This window comes from Pedobacter sp. N36a (assembly GCF_014472395.1).
Classification (GTDB): domain Bacteria; phylum Bacteroidota; class Bacteroidia; order Sphingobacteriales; family Sphingobacteriaceae; genus Pedobacter.
Window position 1 is genome coordinate 346,208 of sequence record NZ_JACSZW010000003.1, and the last position, 15,510, is coordinate 361,717.

At 40.2% G+C, this 15,510-nt stretch carries 14 protein-coding genes; 10 read left to right on the forward strand and 4 right to left on the reverse strand.

All coding sequences use genetic code 11. The features are described from left to right. Positions 1-3: 3 nt before the first annotated feature. The 6 genes from H9X96_RS07905 (at position 4) to H9X96_RS07930 (ending at position 6,211) form a co-directional block, all read left to right on the forward strand. A complete protein-coding gene (locus H9X96_RS07905) occupies positions 4-744 on the forward strand; it encodes a rhomboid family intramembrane serine protease (protein ID WP_187665776.1) in 741 nt (246 codons plus the stop codon). Continuing rightward, entirely contained in the window at positions 737-1,600 is an 864-nt protein-coding gene (locus H9X96_RS07910) for a rhomboid family intramembrane serine protease (protein WP_187665777.1), read from the forward strand. Before H9X96_RS07905 ends, H9X96_RS07910 begins: the two co-directional genes overlap by 8 nt. Continuing rightward, the gene (locus H9X96_RS07915; RefSeq protein WP_187665778.1) at positions 1,600-2,712 is read left to right on the forward strand and encodes an endonuclease/exonuclease/phosphatase family protein; all 1,113 of its coding nucleotides are present in this window, start codon (positions 1,600-1,602) and stop codon (positions 2,710-2,712) included. The genes H9X96_RS07910 and H9X96_RS07915 overlap by 1 nt, the downstream gene beginning before the upstream one ends. Before the next feature lie 18 nt (positions 2,713-2,730). After that, positions 2,731-4,191 (forward strand): cysteine--tRNA ligase, encoded by a 1,461-nt coding sequence (cysS, locus tag H9X96_RS07920; protein WP_187665779.1) that lies wholly within the window; start codon positions 2,731-2,733, stop codon positions 4,189-4,191. A gap of 92 nt (positions 4,192-4,283) precedes the next feature. After that, the gene (locus H9X96_RS07925) at positions 4,284-5,141 is read left to right on the forward strand and encodes a nuclear transport factor 2 family protein (RefSeq protein ID WP_187665780.1); all 858 of its coding nucleotides are present in this window, start codon (positions 4,284-4,286) and stop codon (positions 5,139-5,141) included. Between the two features lie 182 nt (positions 5,142-5,323). Next, positions 5,324-6,211, forward strand: a complete 888-nt coding sequence (locus H9X96_RS07930) for a glycerophosphodiester phosphodiesterase family protein (protein ID WP_187665781.1) — start codon at positions 5,324-5,326, stop codon at positions 6,209-6,211. A gap of 98 nt (positions 6,212-6,309) precedes the next feature. On the opposite strand, the gene H9X96_RS07935 is transcribed toward H9X96_RS07930, so the two are convergent. The 3 genes from H9X96_RS07935 to H9X96_RS07945 all read right to left on the reverse strand — a co-directional run bounded on the left by H9X96_RS07935 (position 6,310) and on the right by H9X96_RS07945 (position 9,255). Further along, on the reverse strand, positions 6,310-7,272 hold the full coding sequence (locus H9X96_RS07935) for a MoxR family ATPase (RefSeq protein ID WP_187665782.1): 963 nt from the start codon (positions 7,270-7,272) through the stop codon (positions 6,310-6,312). A gap of 4 nt (positions 7,273-7,276) precedes the next feature. Next, positions 7,277-8,635, reverse strand: a complete 1,359-nt coding sequence (locus H9X96_RS07940; RefSeq protein WP_187665783.1) for a peptidylprolyl isomerase — start codon at positions 8,633-8,635, stop codon at positions 7,277-7,279. A gap of 62 nt (positions 8,636-8,697) precedes the next feature. Further along, positions 8,698-9,255, reverse strand: a complete 558-nt coding sequence (locus H9X96_RS07945) for a hypothetical protein (RefSeq protein ID WP_187665784.1) — start codon at positions 9,253-9,255, stop codon at positions 8,698-8,700. Positions 9,256-9,400: 145 nt separating this feature from the next. Here H9X96_RS07945 and H9X96_RS07950 point away from each other — a divergent pair, with 145 nt between their 5' ends. Both H9X96_RS07950 and rdgB read left to right on the forward strand, forming a co-directional pair. Then, positions 9,401-10,084, forward strand: a complete 684-nt coding sequence (locus tag H9X96_RS07950) for a hypothetical protein (RefSeq protein ID WP_187665785.1) — start codon at positions 9,401-9,403, stop codon at positions 10,082-10,084. Further along, the gene (gene rdgB, locus H9X96_RS07955) at positions 10,084-10,659 is read left to right on the forward strand and encodes an RdgB/HAM1 family non-canonical purine NTP pyrophosphatase (protein ID WP_187665934.1); all 576 of its coding nucleotides are present in this window, start codon (positions 10,084-10,086) and stop codon (positions 10,657-10,659) included. Before H9X96_RS07950 ends, rdgB begins: the two co-directional genes overlap by 1 nt. Here the strand turns inward: rdgB and H9X96_RS07960 are convergent. After that, on the reverse strand, positions 10,634-13,231 hold the full coding sequence (locus H9X96_RS07960) for an OstA-like protein (protein WP_370576723.1): 2,598 nt from the start codon (positions 13,229-13,231) through the stop codon (positions 10,634-10,636). The two genes, rdgB and H9X96_RS07960, sit on opposite strands and share 26 nt — an antisense overlap. Before the next feature lie 196 nt (positions 13,232-13,427). Here H9X96_RS07960 and tilS point away from each other — a divergent pair, with 196 nt between their 5' ends. Both tilS and H9X96_RS07970 read left to right on the forward strand, forming a co-directional pair. Next, entirely contained in the window at positions 13,428-14,804 is a 1,377-nt protein-coding gene (tilS, locus tag H9X96_RS07965) for a tRNA lysidine(34) synthetase TilS (RefSeq protein WP_187665786.1), read from the forward strand. 57 nt (positions 14,805-14,861) lie between these two features. Further along, complete coding sequence (locus tag H9X96_RS07970) at positions 14,862-15,344, forward strand: hypothetical protein (RefSeq protein WP_187665787.1); 483 nt, start codon at positions 14,862-14,864, stop codon at positions 15,342-15,344. The last annotated feature ends 166 nt before the right edge of the window (positions 15,345-15,510 follow it).

The following is a 15,510-nucleotide window of genomic DNA, read 5'->3' on the forward strand; positions in this document are numbered from 1 at the left end:
ACGATGAATAATATCCATATCCCACCAGTAGTCAAAAACCTGCTCATTATTAATGCGCTGTTTTTTGCTGCAAAGTACGTGATGAAAAATGCAGGAGTCGACCTGGATTATTTGTTGGGCGCTTTTTACTTCGACTCGCAGTTTTTTAGAATCTGGCAGCCGATCTCCTACATGTTTATGCATGGTGACCTTATGCACATCTTCTTCAATATGTTCGCCCTGTTTATGTTCGGCGGCGTCATTGAAAGCAGGTGGGGAGCGAAACGCTTTATAAACTTTTACCTGATCACCGGATTGGGGGCGGTAGCCCTTCAAATGGGCGTGCAGGCCTATGAAGTCTATCAAATTACAGGATCTATCCTGCATAATCCGGTAATGGTAGATTTAACCAGAGGAATGGCGCAGGTTGGTGTTCCCGGTATTTCCGCAGAAGCCAGAGATACCTTGATCGGAATTTATGGTTTCCCAATGGTGGGTGCTTCAGGTGCTATTTTTGGATTATTAGTGGCTTTTGGAATGTTATATCCGAATACGGAAATGTACATCATGTTCATCCCGATCCCGGTAAAAGCAAAATATATTATTCCTGTTTATATTTTAATGGAATTATCTTTAGGAGTAGCACGTGTTCCCGGCGACTCTATTGCACATTATGCACACTTAGGTGGTGCATTATTAGGCTTTATACTGGTTAAATTGTGGAAAGACAAGGATAACAATAGATTTTATAAATACTATGAATAAGTCTTTTATTGACGATCTAAAATATAGGGTATTCCAATCCGGAAACCCTGTCTACTTTTATATTGGCATCAATGTGCTGCTCTTTTTGGTGGTGGCATTTCTGGGTATTCCTTTCTTTTTATCTGGCATAGGCACTGTTAATTTCCCTGCCTTTATCAGGGAATATATGGGCTATCCAGCTTCGATTGCAAAGCTGCCATTTCGCTTTTATACAGTGATTACCTATCAGTTTTTTCATGATGGCTTTTTACACCTGCTGTTCAATATGCTCTGGTTATACTGGATGGGTAAAATCTTTCTGGATTTCTTAAAACCAAGGCAGTTTCATTTTGTCTACCTCGGTGGAGGGATTGCAGGTGCAGCAATGTATACACTGGCCTATAACGTTTTTCCTGTTTTTGCCGGATCAGTGGCGGAAGCAACAGTAATTGGTTCATCTGCGGCAGTAATGGCCGTGATTGTGGCTACGGCAACATTGGTGCCTGACTATAGCATCAGAATGTTATTGCTGGGCGATGTGAAATTGAAATATCTGGCCATGGCCTATATTGCAATGGAACTAATTGGTTTGGCTTCAGCAAATGCTGGAGGCAGTTTTACCCATATCGGAGGTGCCTTGTTTGGCTTTGCCTACATTAAGGTGCTGCACAAAGGAAGAGATTGGAGTCAGCTTTTTAAAAGAAAACCTAAGCTGAGAGTGGTGAGAAATGAACCTCCAAAATCTGCCCCAAAATCAACTGCAAGTTCCGTAAATCAACATGAAATAGATGCTATTTTAGATAAGATCTCTAAATCAGGATATGATAAATTAAGTAAAGACGAAAAGGAAACCCTGTTTAAGGCGAGCAAACATTAATGAAGAGATCGAAACCCACATTTTTTGATAAACTGGCTCGTGTACTGGCACTTACATTAGCGCTGGCACTCCTACTGGGCTTTCTTGCCGGGAGATTTGATCCGAGGAAGTATCAATTGATTGCTTTTTTCGGCCTTGCCTATCCTTTTATTCTCTTTCTGAATATTTTTATGGTGATCTGGTGGGTCCTTCGCAGGCGCTGGGCATTTGCAGCAGGTACAGTGGCCCTGATCCTGATAGGGTGGCAAGCTTTAACCGCCACCATAGGCATTTTTGGCGAGGATGGTAAAGGACCAAAATACAACCCTAGTTCTTTAAGGATGATGACCTATAATGTGCATAGTTTTAAGCCCTATGGACTGGAGAATGTAGAATCTGTAAAACAGCAGATGCTGGAGCTGATCGAAAAAGAAAACCCCGATGTCATTTGTTTTCAAGAATATTTTACCCGTAAAAAGGGATCCTTTGACATTACTGACAGTCTCAAAAGAATACTAAAAACCAAACACTTTTTTTTCGTGCCTTCCAGTAAGAATGATTACGAGGCAACAGGACTGGCCATCTTTTCCCGTTACCCGATCAAGGATACCGGAACGATCGCTTTCGGACCCAATTTCGGCGGCAATGCCAGTATTTTCATAGACATAGAAGTGAATCAAAAGAAACTAAGGGTGTACAACATTCATTTACAATCTATCTCATTTGATAAGCAGGATTACAGCTATATTGATAAGGTGGCGAAAAAGATGAATGCGGAAATTAAACCTTCCAAAAGGATCCTGGTATTACTTAGGAATGCTTTTCTAAAGAGAAGTGAGCAGGTAGATATCATGAAGGCCCACATGTCCACCTGCCCGACGTCTTTCCTGATCGCTGGTGATTTTAATGATACCCCAGCTTCTTATGCCGTTACGCAGTTGACAAAATCTTTACACAATACTTTTCAGCAAGAAGGTACCGGCTTGGGAAGAACCTATAATGGTAAGTTTCCTAACTTCCAAATTGATTATATTGCCACTACAAAAGACATTAAAGTGTTGAATCATCTCGTGATTCCCGCTAAATTGTCAGACCATTTTCCTGTTCGCAGTGATTTGATATTAACACCCTAAAATTTTTACCTTTGCAAGATGAATACAGGCTTACAGCTCTACAATACCCTAACGCGTAAAAAAGAACTTTTTGAACCGCTAAACGCACCTCATGTAGGTATGTATGTGTGCGGACCTACTGTTTACAGTGATGTTCACCTGGGCAATTGTCGTACGTTCATCTCTTTTGATTTGATCTTCAGATATTTGAAATACAGTGGCTATAAAGTACGCTATGTACGCAACATTACCGATGCCGGCCATTTGGAAGGCGATCGGGATGAAGGTGATGATAAATTTGCGAAAAGAGCGAAACTCGAGCAATTAGAGCCAATGGAAATTGTACAGAAATATACTTTGGGCTTCCATGATGTATTGAGAATGTTCAATACCTTGCCGCCAAGTATCGAGCCTACCGCTACCGGACACATTATCGAGCAGATCGAAATGATCAAAGAGATCATGAACAATGGTTATGCATATGAATCCAATGGAACCATCTATTTTGATGTAGAAAAATACAGTGAAACTTATAACTATACCATTCTTACCAATAGAAATCTGGAAGACATGCTGGCCAATACCAGAGAACTGGGAGGGCAGAATGAGAAACGCGGCAGATTAGATTTTGCGCTTTGGATTAAGGCAAAGCCGGAAACATTAATGCGCTGGGCTTCCCCATGGGGAGAAGGTTTTCCAGGATGGCATATTGAATGTTCTGCAATGAGTGCCAAATATCTTGGTGCAGAATTCGATATTCATGGCGGTGGAATGGACCTTGCAGCAACGCACCATACCAATGAAATTGCACAGTCTGAAGCCTGCAGTCATAAACAACCAGCAAAATACTGGATGCATACCAATATGCTGACGGTAAATGGAACCAGGATGTCGAAAAGCGCAGGTAACGGATTTTTACCAGAGCAATTGTTTAGCGGAGACCATGCTTTACTGGAAAAAGGATTCAGCCCGATGACTGTTAAATTTTTCATGTTACAGGCACATTACCGCAGTACGCTTGACTTCTCAAATGAAGCTTTAGATGCTTCCGAAAAAGGCTTTAAAAGGTTGATGAATGCGTTAAGCTTACTCGATAAATTGACACCCGCTGAAAGCAGCGATTTCGAAATTGATCCGATCATTGACAATTGTGTAAAAGCAATGAATGATGATTTCAATAGCCCGGTGGTGATTGCAGAACTCTTCGAAGCCAGCAGAATCATCAATACAGTGTATGATGGAAAAGGAAAGATCTCTGCAGCAGAACTGGACAAGTTAAAGCAGTTGATGCAGGATTTTGTTTATGATATTTTCGGACTAAAAGACGAGGAAACTTCCAATATCGCATTAAATTCAGTGTTAGATATGGTGATCGATTTACGTCAGACGGCAAAAGAGAACAAAGACTATGCAACTTCTGATAAAATCAGATTAGGCCTGCAAAGTATGGGTATCCAGTTGAAAGACAGTAAAGAAGGAACAACCTGGAATAAAGCCTAAGGATGTTGAATTGTTAATTAATTTAGCAAATCAAAAATATCAGAACAATTATATTCGTACCAAACAAAAATATTATTCTAACTATTCAAATCATGATCAATAAATTCCTTTATACCGTAGTAGCCCTTTCGATGACTGTAGCTGCATATGCACAGAAGTCGGATGGAACCACTAAATCTCTTGTTAAAGCAGAGAAAGAATTTGCAGAAAGCCTGGCAAAACATGGCGCTAAAAGTGCTTACCTGAGTTTCTCCGCAAATGATGCACTGGTATTCAGACCGAATCCGGTGAATGCGAAAACTTTTTACGCCACACAGGAAGACAGCAAGAATGTGAGCTGGGCGCCAACTTATGCAAGGGTAGCTAAGAGCGGCGACTGGGGTTTCAGCACTGGCCCTTATACGATCGATGGAGCAGAAAAAACGTACGGTCAGTATCTGACAGTATGGAAAGCAAAAGATGGTAAATGGGAATTGGCATTGGATCTAGGTACTACGCACAACAAGCCCTTGAATAAGTTGGAAACTTCTTATATCGAGCCTAAAGAATACTATAAACCTAAGTTTGCAACCGATAAACAAAGAGCTGCGGGAACAGATATTATCGTGACGACAGAGAAAACGTTGAATACGACTTTGAAGTCTTATGGTGTAGCTGCATTTGCAGGGTTCTTAAATCCTGATGCCAGAGTATTATTCCCTGGATATGAGCCGATCGTTGGAAAAGATAAAGCTATGGCTTTCTACAATGGTATGGTGAAAAACATGACGCTTAAAACGACTAAAGCAGATAAAGCTTTAGGAGGTGACCTTGCTTATACTTATGGTATTGCCACCATTGATTATAAAGCAGATTTAAGAGAAAGCTTCAATTACGTGTTTATCTATGAGCGTCAGGCTGACCACAACTGGAATTTGATCATGCAGGTTTTCACACCAGCTGAACGTTAATCAAATGAAAATATAATAGAAAAGGGGTTTTTAACGGTTGGTTTAAAAACCCTTTTTTTATGACTGGATTTTTAATCTTTTATTTTTAGCGCGATATTGTTTTCTAACTCCTCCAGATAAGGATCATACTTTATCTACGTTATGGATGAAGAGTAACCATAATTAATGAATAAATACATTTAATGAAGAAAAATATACTAATCCTTGCGGCAATGTTGATTGCCGGTCAAAGTCAGGCTCAGAAATTCGATTTACAGGGCCAGAGAGGCGCTCGCGGTATTATGCCTGAAAATACCATCCCTGGAATGATTAAAGCCTTAGATCTCGGCGTAAATACGCTGGTGATGAATGCGGTGATTTCAAAAGATAAACAGGTGGTGCTTTCTCAGGAGCCTTATTTTAATGCAGAAATCAGTTTGAAGCCAGATGGGAAAGGCATTAGCTTAAAAGATCAAAAGAAATACAACATCTACAAAATGAATTATGAGGAGGTGAAAAAGTTCGATGTAGGGAGTAAAATTCACAACCGTTATCCTGGTCAGCAGAAATTCAAAGCCTATAAACCATTGCTGGAAGAAACAATAGATTCGGTAGAGTCTTATGTGAAATTGAACAAGCTTGCTAAGCCGAACTACAGTATTGAAACAAAACTGATCCCTAAAGGAGACGGAGAGTTTCAACCGGAACCTTCGGAGTTTATAGACCTGATTATGGAAATCCTGAAGAGAAAGAAACTGGAGAAAAGAGTGACCATTCAATCATTTGATATACGTACGCTTCAATATCTTCATGAGCATTACCCTAAGATCAAGACTGGATTGCTGATCGATGAAAAAGAAAACTTTGAGAACAACATAGAAGAATTGGGATTTAAACCCACAGTTTATAGTCCATATTCAGTATTGGTGGGGAAGAGCTTAGTGGATCGCTGCCATGAGGCTGGGATTAAAATTATTCCTTGGACCATCAATTCCACTAAAGAGATGAAGTACCTGATTGGTCTGGGAGTAGACGGCCTGGTAACGGATTATCCAAACCTCTTTAAACCAGAAATGCTGAAAGAAGATTAGATCAAAATTAGTCTATAAAAAGAAGGCCCTTGAAAAATTTTTCAAGGGCCTTCTTTTTATATAGCTGATGGCTGTAAAATTAATTAGCGAGCTTAGCTTTAAAATAAGTTTTTAATGATCTGCTCCATAGAAAGACCTTCTGCTTCCGCACGGTAATTCCGGACAATCCGATGCCTCAATATGGCTTCTGCCACGGCTTGCACATCCTCAATATCCGGTGAATACTTACCAGAAATTGCCGCATGACATTTAGCGCCAAATACAAGAAACTGAGAGGCTCTCGGACCTGCGCCCCAGCTGATGTATTTATTTACCTCTTCAGTAGCGTGTGCAGTATGCGGACGCGTTTTACTAGCCAGTTTAACAGCATATTCTACCACATTATCTGCGATAGGGATATTTCTAACCAATTTTTGGAAATATTGAATCTGCTGGGCACTGATGATCTTTTTCAGCTGAACATCCTGATTGCTCGTCGTGTTTTTTACGATCGTCAATTCTTCTTCAAAAGTAGGATAACCTAAATGCACATGGAACATAAAGCGATCCAACTGTGCTTCGGGAAGTGGATAGGTACCTTCCTGTTCAATTGGATTTTGTGTGGCCAATACGAAGAAAGGATTCGGTAAGCTATGTCTTTGTCCGGCTGCAGTAACTGCTTTTTCCTGCATGGCTTCTAATAGAGCGGCCTGTGTTTTCGGCGGCGTTCTATTGATCTCATCTGCAAGAATGATATTTGAAAATATCGGTCCGGGAATGAATTTAAAGTTACGGTCTTCACCAAGAATTTCAGCGCCAATAATGTCGCTGGGCATTAAGTCTGGAGTGAACTGGATCCTATTGAAATTAAGATCCAGCACATTCGATACGGTTTGAACCAGCAGGGTTTTAGCCAGACCGGGAACACCAACCAACAGACAATGTCCATTGCTGAAAATAGCGATTAAAACCGATTTCACCACTTCATCCTGCCCAATAACCACTTTGCCAATTTCGGCCTTAATGTCTTTGTATACCTGATGTAAGGCGTCTACTGCTTTAATCTCATTTTCAAACGGCATAGATTTATTTTTTAGAAGTTTGAGCCCAGATTTTTAACTCATCACACTGGTCATAATCAGGATTAATTCTGATGTAAGTATTTTCTCTTCTTTTCTCAAACCACTCACTTAGCGTACGGTCAATTTTAGCCTGCTGTGCTCTCTCTTTGAACTTCGAATAATCTTGTTCCAGGTTTCCTTTGTGTGGTGGAATTTTAGATTTCAGATACAATAATTTGTAACCTTCTTTACCATCCTGACCCGTGAATAGCACTGGTTTAGAGAGATCGCCTACTGTCATCGTATCTACCACTAAGAATACTTTAGGATCCAGTTTATCAGCAGGAATAAAAGTCGTTCTTGCGGTTACATTATCCGCATAAAGCATCATTCCACCATTGTACTGTGATTCTTTATTGTCTGAATACAAAGAAGCAGCGGTAGAGAAAGTGATTTTTTTATTGACGATGTTGCTATAAATACTGTCTGCCTGCAGTTTTACACGTTCTAAACTGGCTGGCGTTGTTTGCGGACGAATCAAAATGTGACGGGCCTGAACCTGCTCTCCTCGACGCTCAATAACTTGTAAAATATGGAAACCATGTTCCGTTTCAAAAACTGGAGAAACTTCACCGGCTTTCAATTTGAAGGCCCATGCGGTAAATTCTTTTACCATTTTTGTACGGTCAAAGAAGCCTAAATCACCACCATCAGGTGCCGATCCTGGATCTTCAGAATATGATTTTGCAAGGAAGGCAAAGTCTTCACCACTTTTAACCCTTAACCTTAACGCATCGATTTTATCATAGAATTTTTGCTTCTCTGCTTTCGTTAGTTTTGGGTGAAGCACGATCTCTCCAACCTCAAATTCTGTAGGAATATCAGGTAAGCTGTCTTTTTTGTAAGAATCAAAGTATTTTTTAACCTCAAGAGGAGTGATGCTCACATCTTTTGTGATGTGCTGCTGCATATTGTCAGAAATTAACTGCTCTTTGATATCCGGTCTGATTTCATCTTTGTATTGCAATATGGAACGATTTAAGAATTGCTCTAAGCGTTCTTCACCACCGGCGCGTTGAATTTGCATACGCATCCTTTTCTCCACTTCATTGTCTACCTGGTTCTCATCTACGGTTATTGAATCGATTTCCGCTTGTTGCTTCAGTAATTTTTGAGCAAGCATCTGCTGAAGGATATAACACTTTACCTTTTCATCAGGTGGGTTTCCAGAATTCAGGTATTGCGCATATTGTTGGTTCAAATCAGATAATAAAATGATATTATTCCCTAATACAGCAACAACTTTATCAATATTTTTCTTTTGCGCCTGTGTGTTTAAAAACAAACAGATTAAACCGCTTGCAATCACTAAAAATTTCTTCATTCTATGTACGTTCAATTATATTCTTTTGCAAATTTAACATTAATATTCTTGGGGCACTGTGCTTATAATTTCGAAAGTTTTTTCAATTCCGACTCATTTACTTTTACCGGATAACGATCCCTCAACTGTGTCACCCAATCTTTTTCCAGTGCTCTTTGATAATCAGCGATTACCACTCCTTTTTGTTCTTCAAAAGACCCACCACCATACCGTGATTGATTTCTTTCGTAAAAGTTGCGAAGCTGATAGGTGTCATTTTGTGCTTTATCCCAAACTTTTATCTCCGATACATTAAACATGAGTACCGCATTCTTGTACTCATTGATGATCATCGAGTAGGTTTCCTTTGGAAGGGTCACCGTTTTTTGAGCACGCAGGGCGGTTTCATAGTCTTTAATTTCTGAAAGATAGGCCGTGTCCCTGTCAAATCCCATTTCTTTAGCATCGAGTACTTTAAGTTTGAAATCCAGGTAGAGGTTTAAATAATCTTCCAGTTCTTTAAATCCAATATTTGAAGTCCCAGGGTGGTTTTTCTTATAAACCCACATAAATTCTTTACTGCTCACAGGTTTCCCATTGATACTGGCTACATTTTGTGCAAATGCGCCGGCAAAGGTCATACTGAAGAAGATAATGCAACAAGTTTTTCTCACGAAAGATATATGCTATATATATTTTAAGGCATAAAAGTAATAAATAAAGGCACTATAATAAGATATTTAACTAATTTTAACAGAAAAAAGATTTCCAACAAAATCAGCATTAATGGGTAGCGAACTAACAACTAACGGAGACGCTTTACGTTTATTTTTTACAGATGATATTTATTTGATTAAGGGGGAGGAAGGGTTTTCAACTGAAGAAGTACTGAAGTCTGATCTACAGAAAGTTAGCGAGGTGATCACTGCAGCACCTGTTGTGGCAGCAGATTCAGAAAACCCAGAATCAGCGGTTCCTAGAACTGCTGCAGCTACGGTTGCTCCAGTTACGGCCCCTGTAATCCCTTCGGTTACCATCCCGATAACGATTCCTCATTTTCCTGCTATTGAAAGGCCAGCAGCCTTATCTTTCAAGTTCCTGGGGCAGAATAAGAAGAAGATCCTCATTTTAGTAAATGATGCGGATCACGAGGTGAGTGATGAGGCAGGAAGAGAGCTGCTGCGTAAAATCGTAAAATCGATCAATCTGACGGCCAGTGATTTTGCCTTGTTAAATTATGCGAAATACCCGAAAACTAGTTTTGCAGACTTGCAACAGCATTTTTCCAGTGTTTTAGTATTTGCTTTTGGTGTTTCAGCGGGAGATTTAAAGCTGCCTTCCCATCCGGAAAATAAGATCGTGATGGAGGGGGATGTTCGCGTAATTTTCTCAGGAGAATTGAGGAAGCTTGAGCAGGATCCAAACGGAAAGAAAACATTATGGGGAAGCCTTAAACAATTAAGATTATGATCACTGAACTGGTATTTGCCACAAATAACAAACATAAAACAGAAGAGGTCGGCAATTTATTGCGCGGCCAATATAAAGTATTGAACCTGTCGGATATCGGATGTCATGTAGACATTCCGGAAACAGGCAGCACATTTGCAGAGAACGCGACCTTAAAAAGCCAGTATGTATTGGAAAATTATCATTTGGATTGCTTTGCAGATGATAGCGGTCTGGAAATAGCCGCTTTAAACCAGGAACCAGGAATCTATTCTGCCAGGTATTCCGGAGTTAAGGATGACGCTGCAAATTTAAATCTGGTTCTTCAAAAGATGGAAGGGCAGCGCAATAGGAAAGCCCGTTTCAAAACGGTAGTTTCCCTTTTCAAAAATCAGCAGAATTATCTTTTTGAAGGCATTATTAACGGCCATATCGCTGAGAAACCAATGGGTACGCAAGGTTTCGGATACGATCCGATTTTTGTCCCAGAGGGTTATGACCTCAGTTTTGCTCAAATGAGCATGGAGCAGAAAAATGAAATCTCACACCGTGCCATTGCCATGCGTAAGCTTATTGCTTTTTTGAAGGAGCAGTAACCGGCTTTGCTGTCGGGTTAAGAATAGCGGCTTTAATTGGAGCCGCTTTTTTTTCAATTACTTTTTTAAGACTATCTATTTGTGTGCTATCCAGCTTTAATGGGATGGCCTTGATCGCTTCTTTTTTTAGAGAATCTGTTTTAGAGGAACCTACTTTAATTGCGTCAGTTGAAGGAACCGGAATACCATTGATGCTTTTCGGCAATGACTTTCCTTGGAGGAGCTCTTTTTCAGAAATTGGCTTCCCATCAGTAGGGGCGACAGTAGCTTCCTTACCACCTTTCTTTTCAGCCGGTGGCTTAGGCCCTTTAGGACCAGCTGGTTTCTTTCCCCCCGGTTTCGGTTTCGGCTTTCCATTGATCACCTCTTTCTTTGACAAGGGGCGTAGTTCCGGTTTCCAGGTAAATCCCGTTAAGAAAACATCTGCTTTGAGTTCCTTAATTGGAGTTCTTACACCTTCTGTGTCCTTAATGGTGATGATCTCACTGATCTCTTTTTCCTTGAAAATGATCTTGATGCGGCTGCTGACCGTCTGGTTCATTTCGGTATAAATACTATCTTTTTCTCTGTTGAAATAGATACTTTCCGCGTTTCCATCAACAAACATCCTGTTCAGCTTGCCATTCAGGAAAAATCCGGTGATCAGTTTCCCTTTAATCTGGTTGAACCTGGCAGAATCTAAATTTACATTTACCATAAAGGCGTTGCTGAGTACCTGTGAAGTATTCAGTTGTTTATCTTTTAGTTTCAAGTAAATGGTATCTCCAGTTTGCTGAGAGCCTTCCGACCACAATACAGGTTTGCCATACCAGCGAAGTGTAGAATCAGAACTGGTGTAGAATAACGAGTCTGCTCTGGCCTGCATATTTGACTTATAGACCCTCACATTGTGATAAGCCTTGATGATCCTTGTCTTTATGGTGTCTGCAGGGTTAAAAGGAATAGAATCTTTGGCCATTGCCGCATTCGCTGCTTTTACAGACCCATTTTTAGCTCCTGCCACTGTTTTGTTCAGTGTGTCTTTATTCCCAATTACTGCTTTAGCTCCCGCAACAGCCTTATTACCTGCAGGTATTTTTGCTCCTGCAATTGCTTTGGTTACTGCGCCTGCTTTTTTCGCATCAGCCCCTGTCTTTTTCAATGGATCCGGACTGCCCTTTTCCAGCGCTGATTTTGAGGAGTCCTTAACCAATTCCGGCTGGATCACTTCCGCTGCCTTTAATACCACCAGGATGGTGCTGTCTGAAACTATCTTTTTTGCCCCTTTTTTATTCAAGGGGACTTCCTTCTTTTTTATAGGAATTGGATTGCTTTTCAAGTTAATCGAATCCTTTTTCAAATGATCCGCATCGTTTTTCAGTGGAATTGAATCATTTTTTAAGGGAAGATTTCCTTTAGCGCGCGCATCAGCTGTACCGGGGAGCTTTGTTTTGCTGGAATCCGCAGCACCTACAGGGATGGCTGCAACTGGTTGTTTGTCATTTTTCTTATCTTTTCTTTTATCGGTCCCCGCAACCACAGCCTGCTTTTTTGCCCCAATTTTCTCTTCTGGAGCTTCCTCTGCTTCTCCCATCTCATTGTCTTTCTTCAGCACTGGAGAGGAGATCAATTTTAAACTTTTAAGAAGTACCATTTGTGTTTCCAGGGTATCCGCGCCCATCCATAAAGTATCTGGGACCAGCTTCTTAGCCACCTGAATAGAATCGGAAGTTCCCAGACCTACATATGGATTTTTCGTCACAACAGTACGCTGATCAATTTTGTAATAATAGCCCAATTGTCCATACATCACGGTTTTATCTACTGTATCTCTAAACACAATATTGCGGACTGCCTTCCCATATCCGGCAATGCCATCATAATATAAACTGTCTCCTTTTAGCGATTTCGAGCCAGTGGTATACAAGTTTTTCTTGCCGAAATATGCATATTGAGTTTTCGTATTGTAGGCTCCGTTTTCTGTGTAAAGGTTGTCGTCTTTACCCATAATATTTGTTGGACCATAGAAATAAGTCCAGTTGGTAAGGGTGTTATACCTTAGCGTATCCGACTTAATCGTAGTTTCCGGGGTAACCACCACCACATTATAGCGGAAGTAAGCATCACGGCTATTGGAAAAATAATAGCCGTTTTTGCTGGTCAGTGTTACGTCTTTATTGACAATCTTTCCCCCAGTTACATAAGTGCCGACTTTACTGCCCAGGTTATAATCCAGGATGTTCGTGGTGAGAATCGACTCTTTGTCGATCATTTTCACATTACTGGTTAAATGTGCATTTTTAGTATTTCCATCATAGGTTAAACGATCCGAATAAATATTGATCGTATCTGCCTGATTGATGTGTACATTACCAAAGGCATCAAACATATTTTTCGATTCATAAAATAGGGCACTATCGCAGGCCAATGTGGCATTGTCTTGCTGAAATACCGGATTTTTCAGGAATGTGGTATTGATATTCTTTTCTACCCGGCCTCGGTCGGACTTTATCAGATTGATTTTGGTCTTCTGCTGAGCAAGTAGAGAAAACGATAGAAGAAATAAAATGAAAAAAATATATAGTTTCTGCACGTTACAAAGTTAGTTTTTTGCTTACCATTTTCACCAGAATAAATTGAGTTCAATTGCGCTATTTTTTTGTTTCTTAAAGGGATCTGAAAATCGCAGCAGGGATTATCTAAATTATAGCTACCCCCTAAACGTATAAAATACAAATATTGCTATACCGATAAAATTAAAATCCATTAGTAAATGCTATTTTTGAAAGATGTTACCTCTTCATAAATTTAAGGCATATATCGAGCAAAATGCCCTTTTCTCTAGCGATGACCAGATTTTACTGGCAGTGAGCGGAGGAAGGGATTCCGTTTTAATGGCCCATCTTTTTAAACTGGCAGGATATAATTTTGGAATCGCACACTGTAACTTTAACTTAAGAGGCGAAGAATCTGTTCGTGACGAACATTTTGTAAAAATGCTGGCGACAACCTTAGCTGTTCCTGTATATGTAAAGCATTTTCAAACAAAGGAATATGCCAATGCGCACAAGATTTCCATTCAGATGGCGGCCAGAGACCTGCGTTACCAATGGTTTGAGGAATTGAGCAGCAACGAAGGTTATCAGCATATCGCCCTGGCACAGCACCAGGATGACGCCATAGAAACGGTGCTGTTAAATCTAACCCGTGGTACAGGTATTGCCGGATTACATGGCATCCTGCCGAAAAGAGGAAAACTGATCAGGCCGATGCTGTTTTTAACACGTACGGCCATCAATGACTTGATTAATTCTGAAAACATTGATTACGTAGAGGACAGTTCCAACCTGAGTGCCAATTATGCGAGGAATAAAATTCGTCTAAAGGTCATTCCTCAGCTAAAAGAAATCAACGGAAGTTTAGAACTTACTTTCCAGCACAATATTCAGCGTTTTGCCGATACGGAACAGGTTTTACAACAAGTGATCGCAGAATTGCGCAATACGATGTTTAGAACCGAACAAGATGGGATTTACCTTTCTATTGAAAAAGTAAAAAGCCTCAATCCACAAAAACTGCTGATGTTTGAGCTTTTGAAACCGTACCATTTTTCTGAGGCAGTGATTGCCGATCTGATTCAGGCCTTGGACAAACAAAGTGGGCTTTCTTTTTTCAGCAGCAGTCACCAGCTCACTTTAAATAGAGAAGAACTGATCATCAGCCTTCTAAAACCAGCAGAAAACCCACAGCATTTGCGCTGGCATCCAACAGCAGATCAATTAGAAACGCCAAATGGGACTTTCAGCAGTGTTCGACTGAGCAAAGCAGAATTTGATAAAAATTACCAGATCGAAAAAGATCCCTGTAAAGCCTATCTCGATACCGATCAATTGATCTATCCCTTGATTGTCAGAAACAGACAGCCTGGCGATAAATTCAAACCTTTCGGAATGAAACATTATAAAAAGCTCAGTGACTTTTTTATAGATGAAAAAGTTCCAGTCACCAGAAAAGATGCGGTACCAATTTTGCTGAATGGAAATGGAGAGGTGATTTGGGTAGCAGGAATGCGTCAGGACAACCGGTATAGGCTGAGTCCTGCGACAAAAAATATTACTATTTTGACCCTCTCAGCGCCATATATTACAAATTCTAAACAATCTTAACCCGGTTGCTTTACTATGCAAAGGAAAAAACAAGTAACTTTATTGAAAATTATATAGATGGGGAACCGATACGCTTTTTTGGAGAAACAATATATAGGCCGCGATTATATCCGAATCTGTATTCGTTTGGTCATGGCTGCATTTTGTTTTGCGGCTTATGTTTACGAACGTGACCGCGACAATACCCAGGACCTATTTTTGGTAGTCGGTTTCGGGATTATTGGGGTTTCCATTATTTTGATGTTCATGATTCAATATAAAACGATCATAGAAGATAAGAAAATCCTGATCGACGGGTTATGGTCGGCCAGAAAAGTAGAGATTGACCTCCATACAATTAAAAGTGTCAGAAAAGATACGTATAGTAATTACCTGTTCAACAATCCTGTTTATAACCTGCACCGTAAAGGAAGTGTACGCTTCTATTCCTCTGGAAAAGATGCTGTTGTGCTCACTGATCACGATGGTTTTGAATATTTCATCGGCACCCAACGCCCCAACGAGATGTATTTGGTCATAAAAGACCAGATGAAATCTTAAATAATTGCATTTGTTTAACACAAAGCTCAGTTTAAGTATTGTTCTTTGCATCTGTAAAAACAAAAGAAATCAAACCGTTTTTCTGGATTGGTGTTGTCTTTACAGCACGGTATGTAAGCGTTTGTGTTAGAGTAATATCCCACAGCCTGACTCGTGTATTTGAGAT

Coding starts and splice junctions, on each gene's coding strand:
- H9X96_RS07905 (WP_187665776.1), top strand. CDS start 4: ATGAATAATATCCATATCCCACCAGTAGTCAAAAACCTGCTCATTATT.
- H9X96_RS07910 (WP_187665777.1), top strand. CDS start 737: ATGAATAAGTCTTTTATTGACGATCTAAAATATAGGGTATTCCAATCC.
- H9X96_RS07915 (WP_187665778.1), top strand. CDS start 1,600: ATGAAGAGATCGAAACCCACATTTTTTGATAAACTGGCTCGTGTACTG.
- cysS (WP_187665779.1), top strand. CDS start 2,731: ATGAATACAGGCTTACAGCTCTACAATACCCTAACGCGTAAAAAAGAA.
- H9X96_RS07925 (WP_187665780.1), top strand. CDS start 4,284: ATGATCAATAAATTCCTTTATACCGTAGTAGCCCTTTCGATGACTGTA.
- H9X96_RS07930 (WP_187665781.1), top strand. CDS start 5,324: ATGAAGAAAAATATACTAATCCTTGCGGCAATGTTGATTGCCGGTCAA.
- H9X96_RS07935 (WP_187665782.1), bottom strand. CDS start 7,272: ATGCCGTTTGAAAATGAGATTAAAGCAGTAGACGCCTTACATCAGGTA.
- H9X96_RS07940 (WP_187665783.1), bottom strand. CDS start 8,635: ATGAAGAAATTTTTAGTGATTGCAAGCGGTTTAATCTGTTTGTTTTTA.
- H9X96_RS07945 (WP_187665784.1), bottom strand. CDS start 9,255: ATGACCTTTGCCGGCGCATTTGCACAAAATGTAGCCAGTATCAATGGG.
- H9X96_RS07950 (WP_187665785.1), top strand. CDS start 9,401: ATGGGTAGCGAACTAACAACTAACGGAGACGCTTTACGTTTATTTTTT.
- tilS (WP_187665786.1), top strand. CDS start 13,428: ATGTTACCTCTTCATAAATTTAAGGCATATATCGAGCAAAATGCCCTT.
- H9X96_RS07970 (WP_187665787.1), top strand. CDS start 14,862: ATGGGGAACCGATACGCTTTTTTGGAGAAACAATATATAGGCCGCGAT.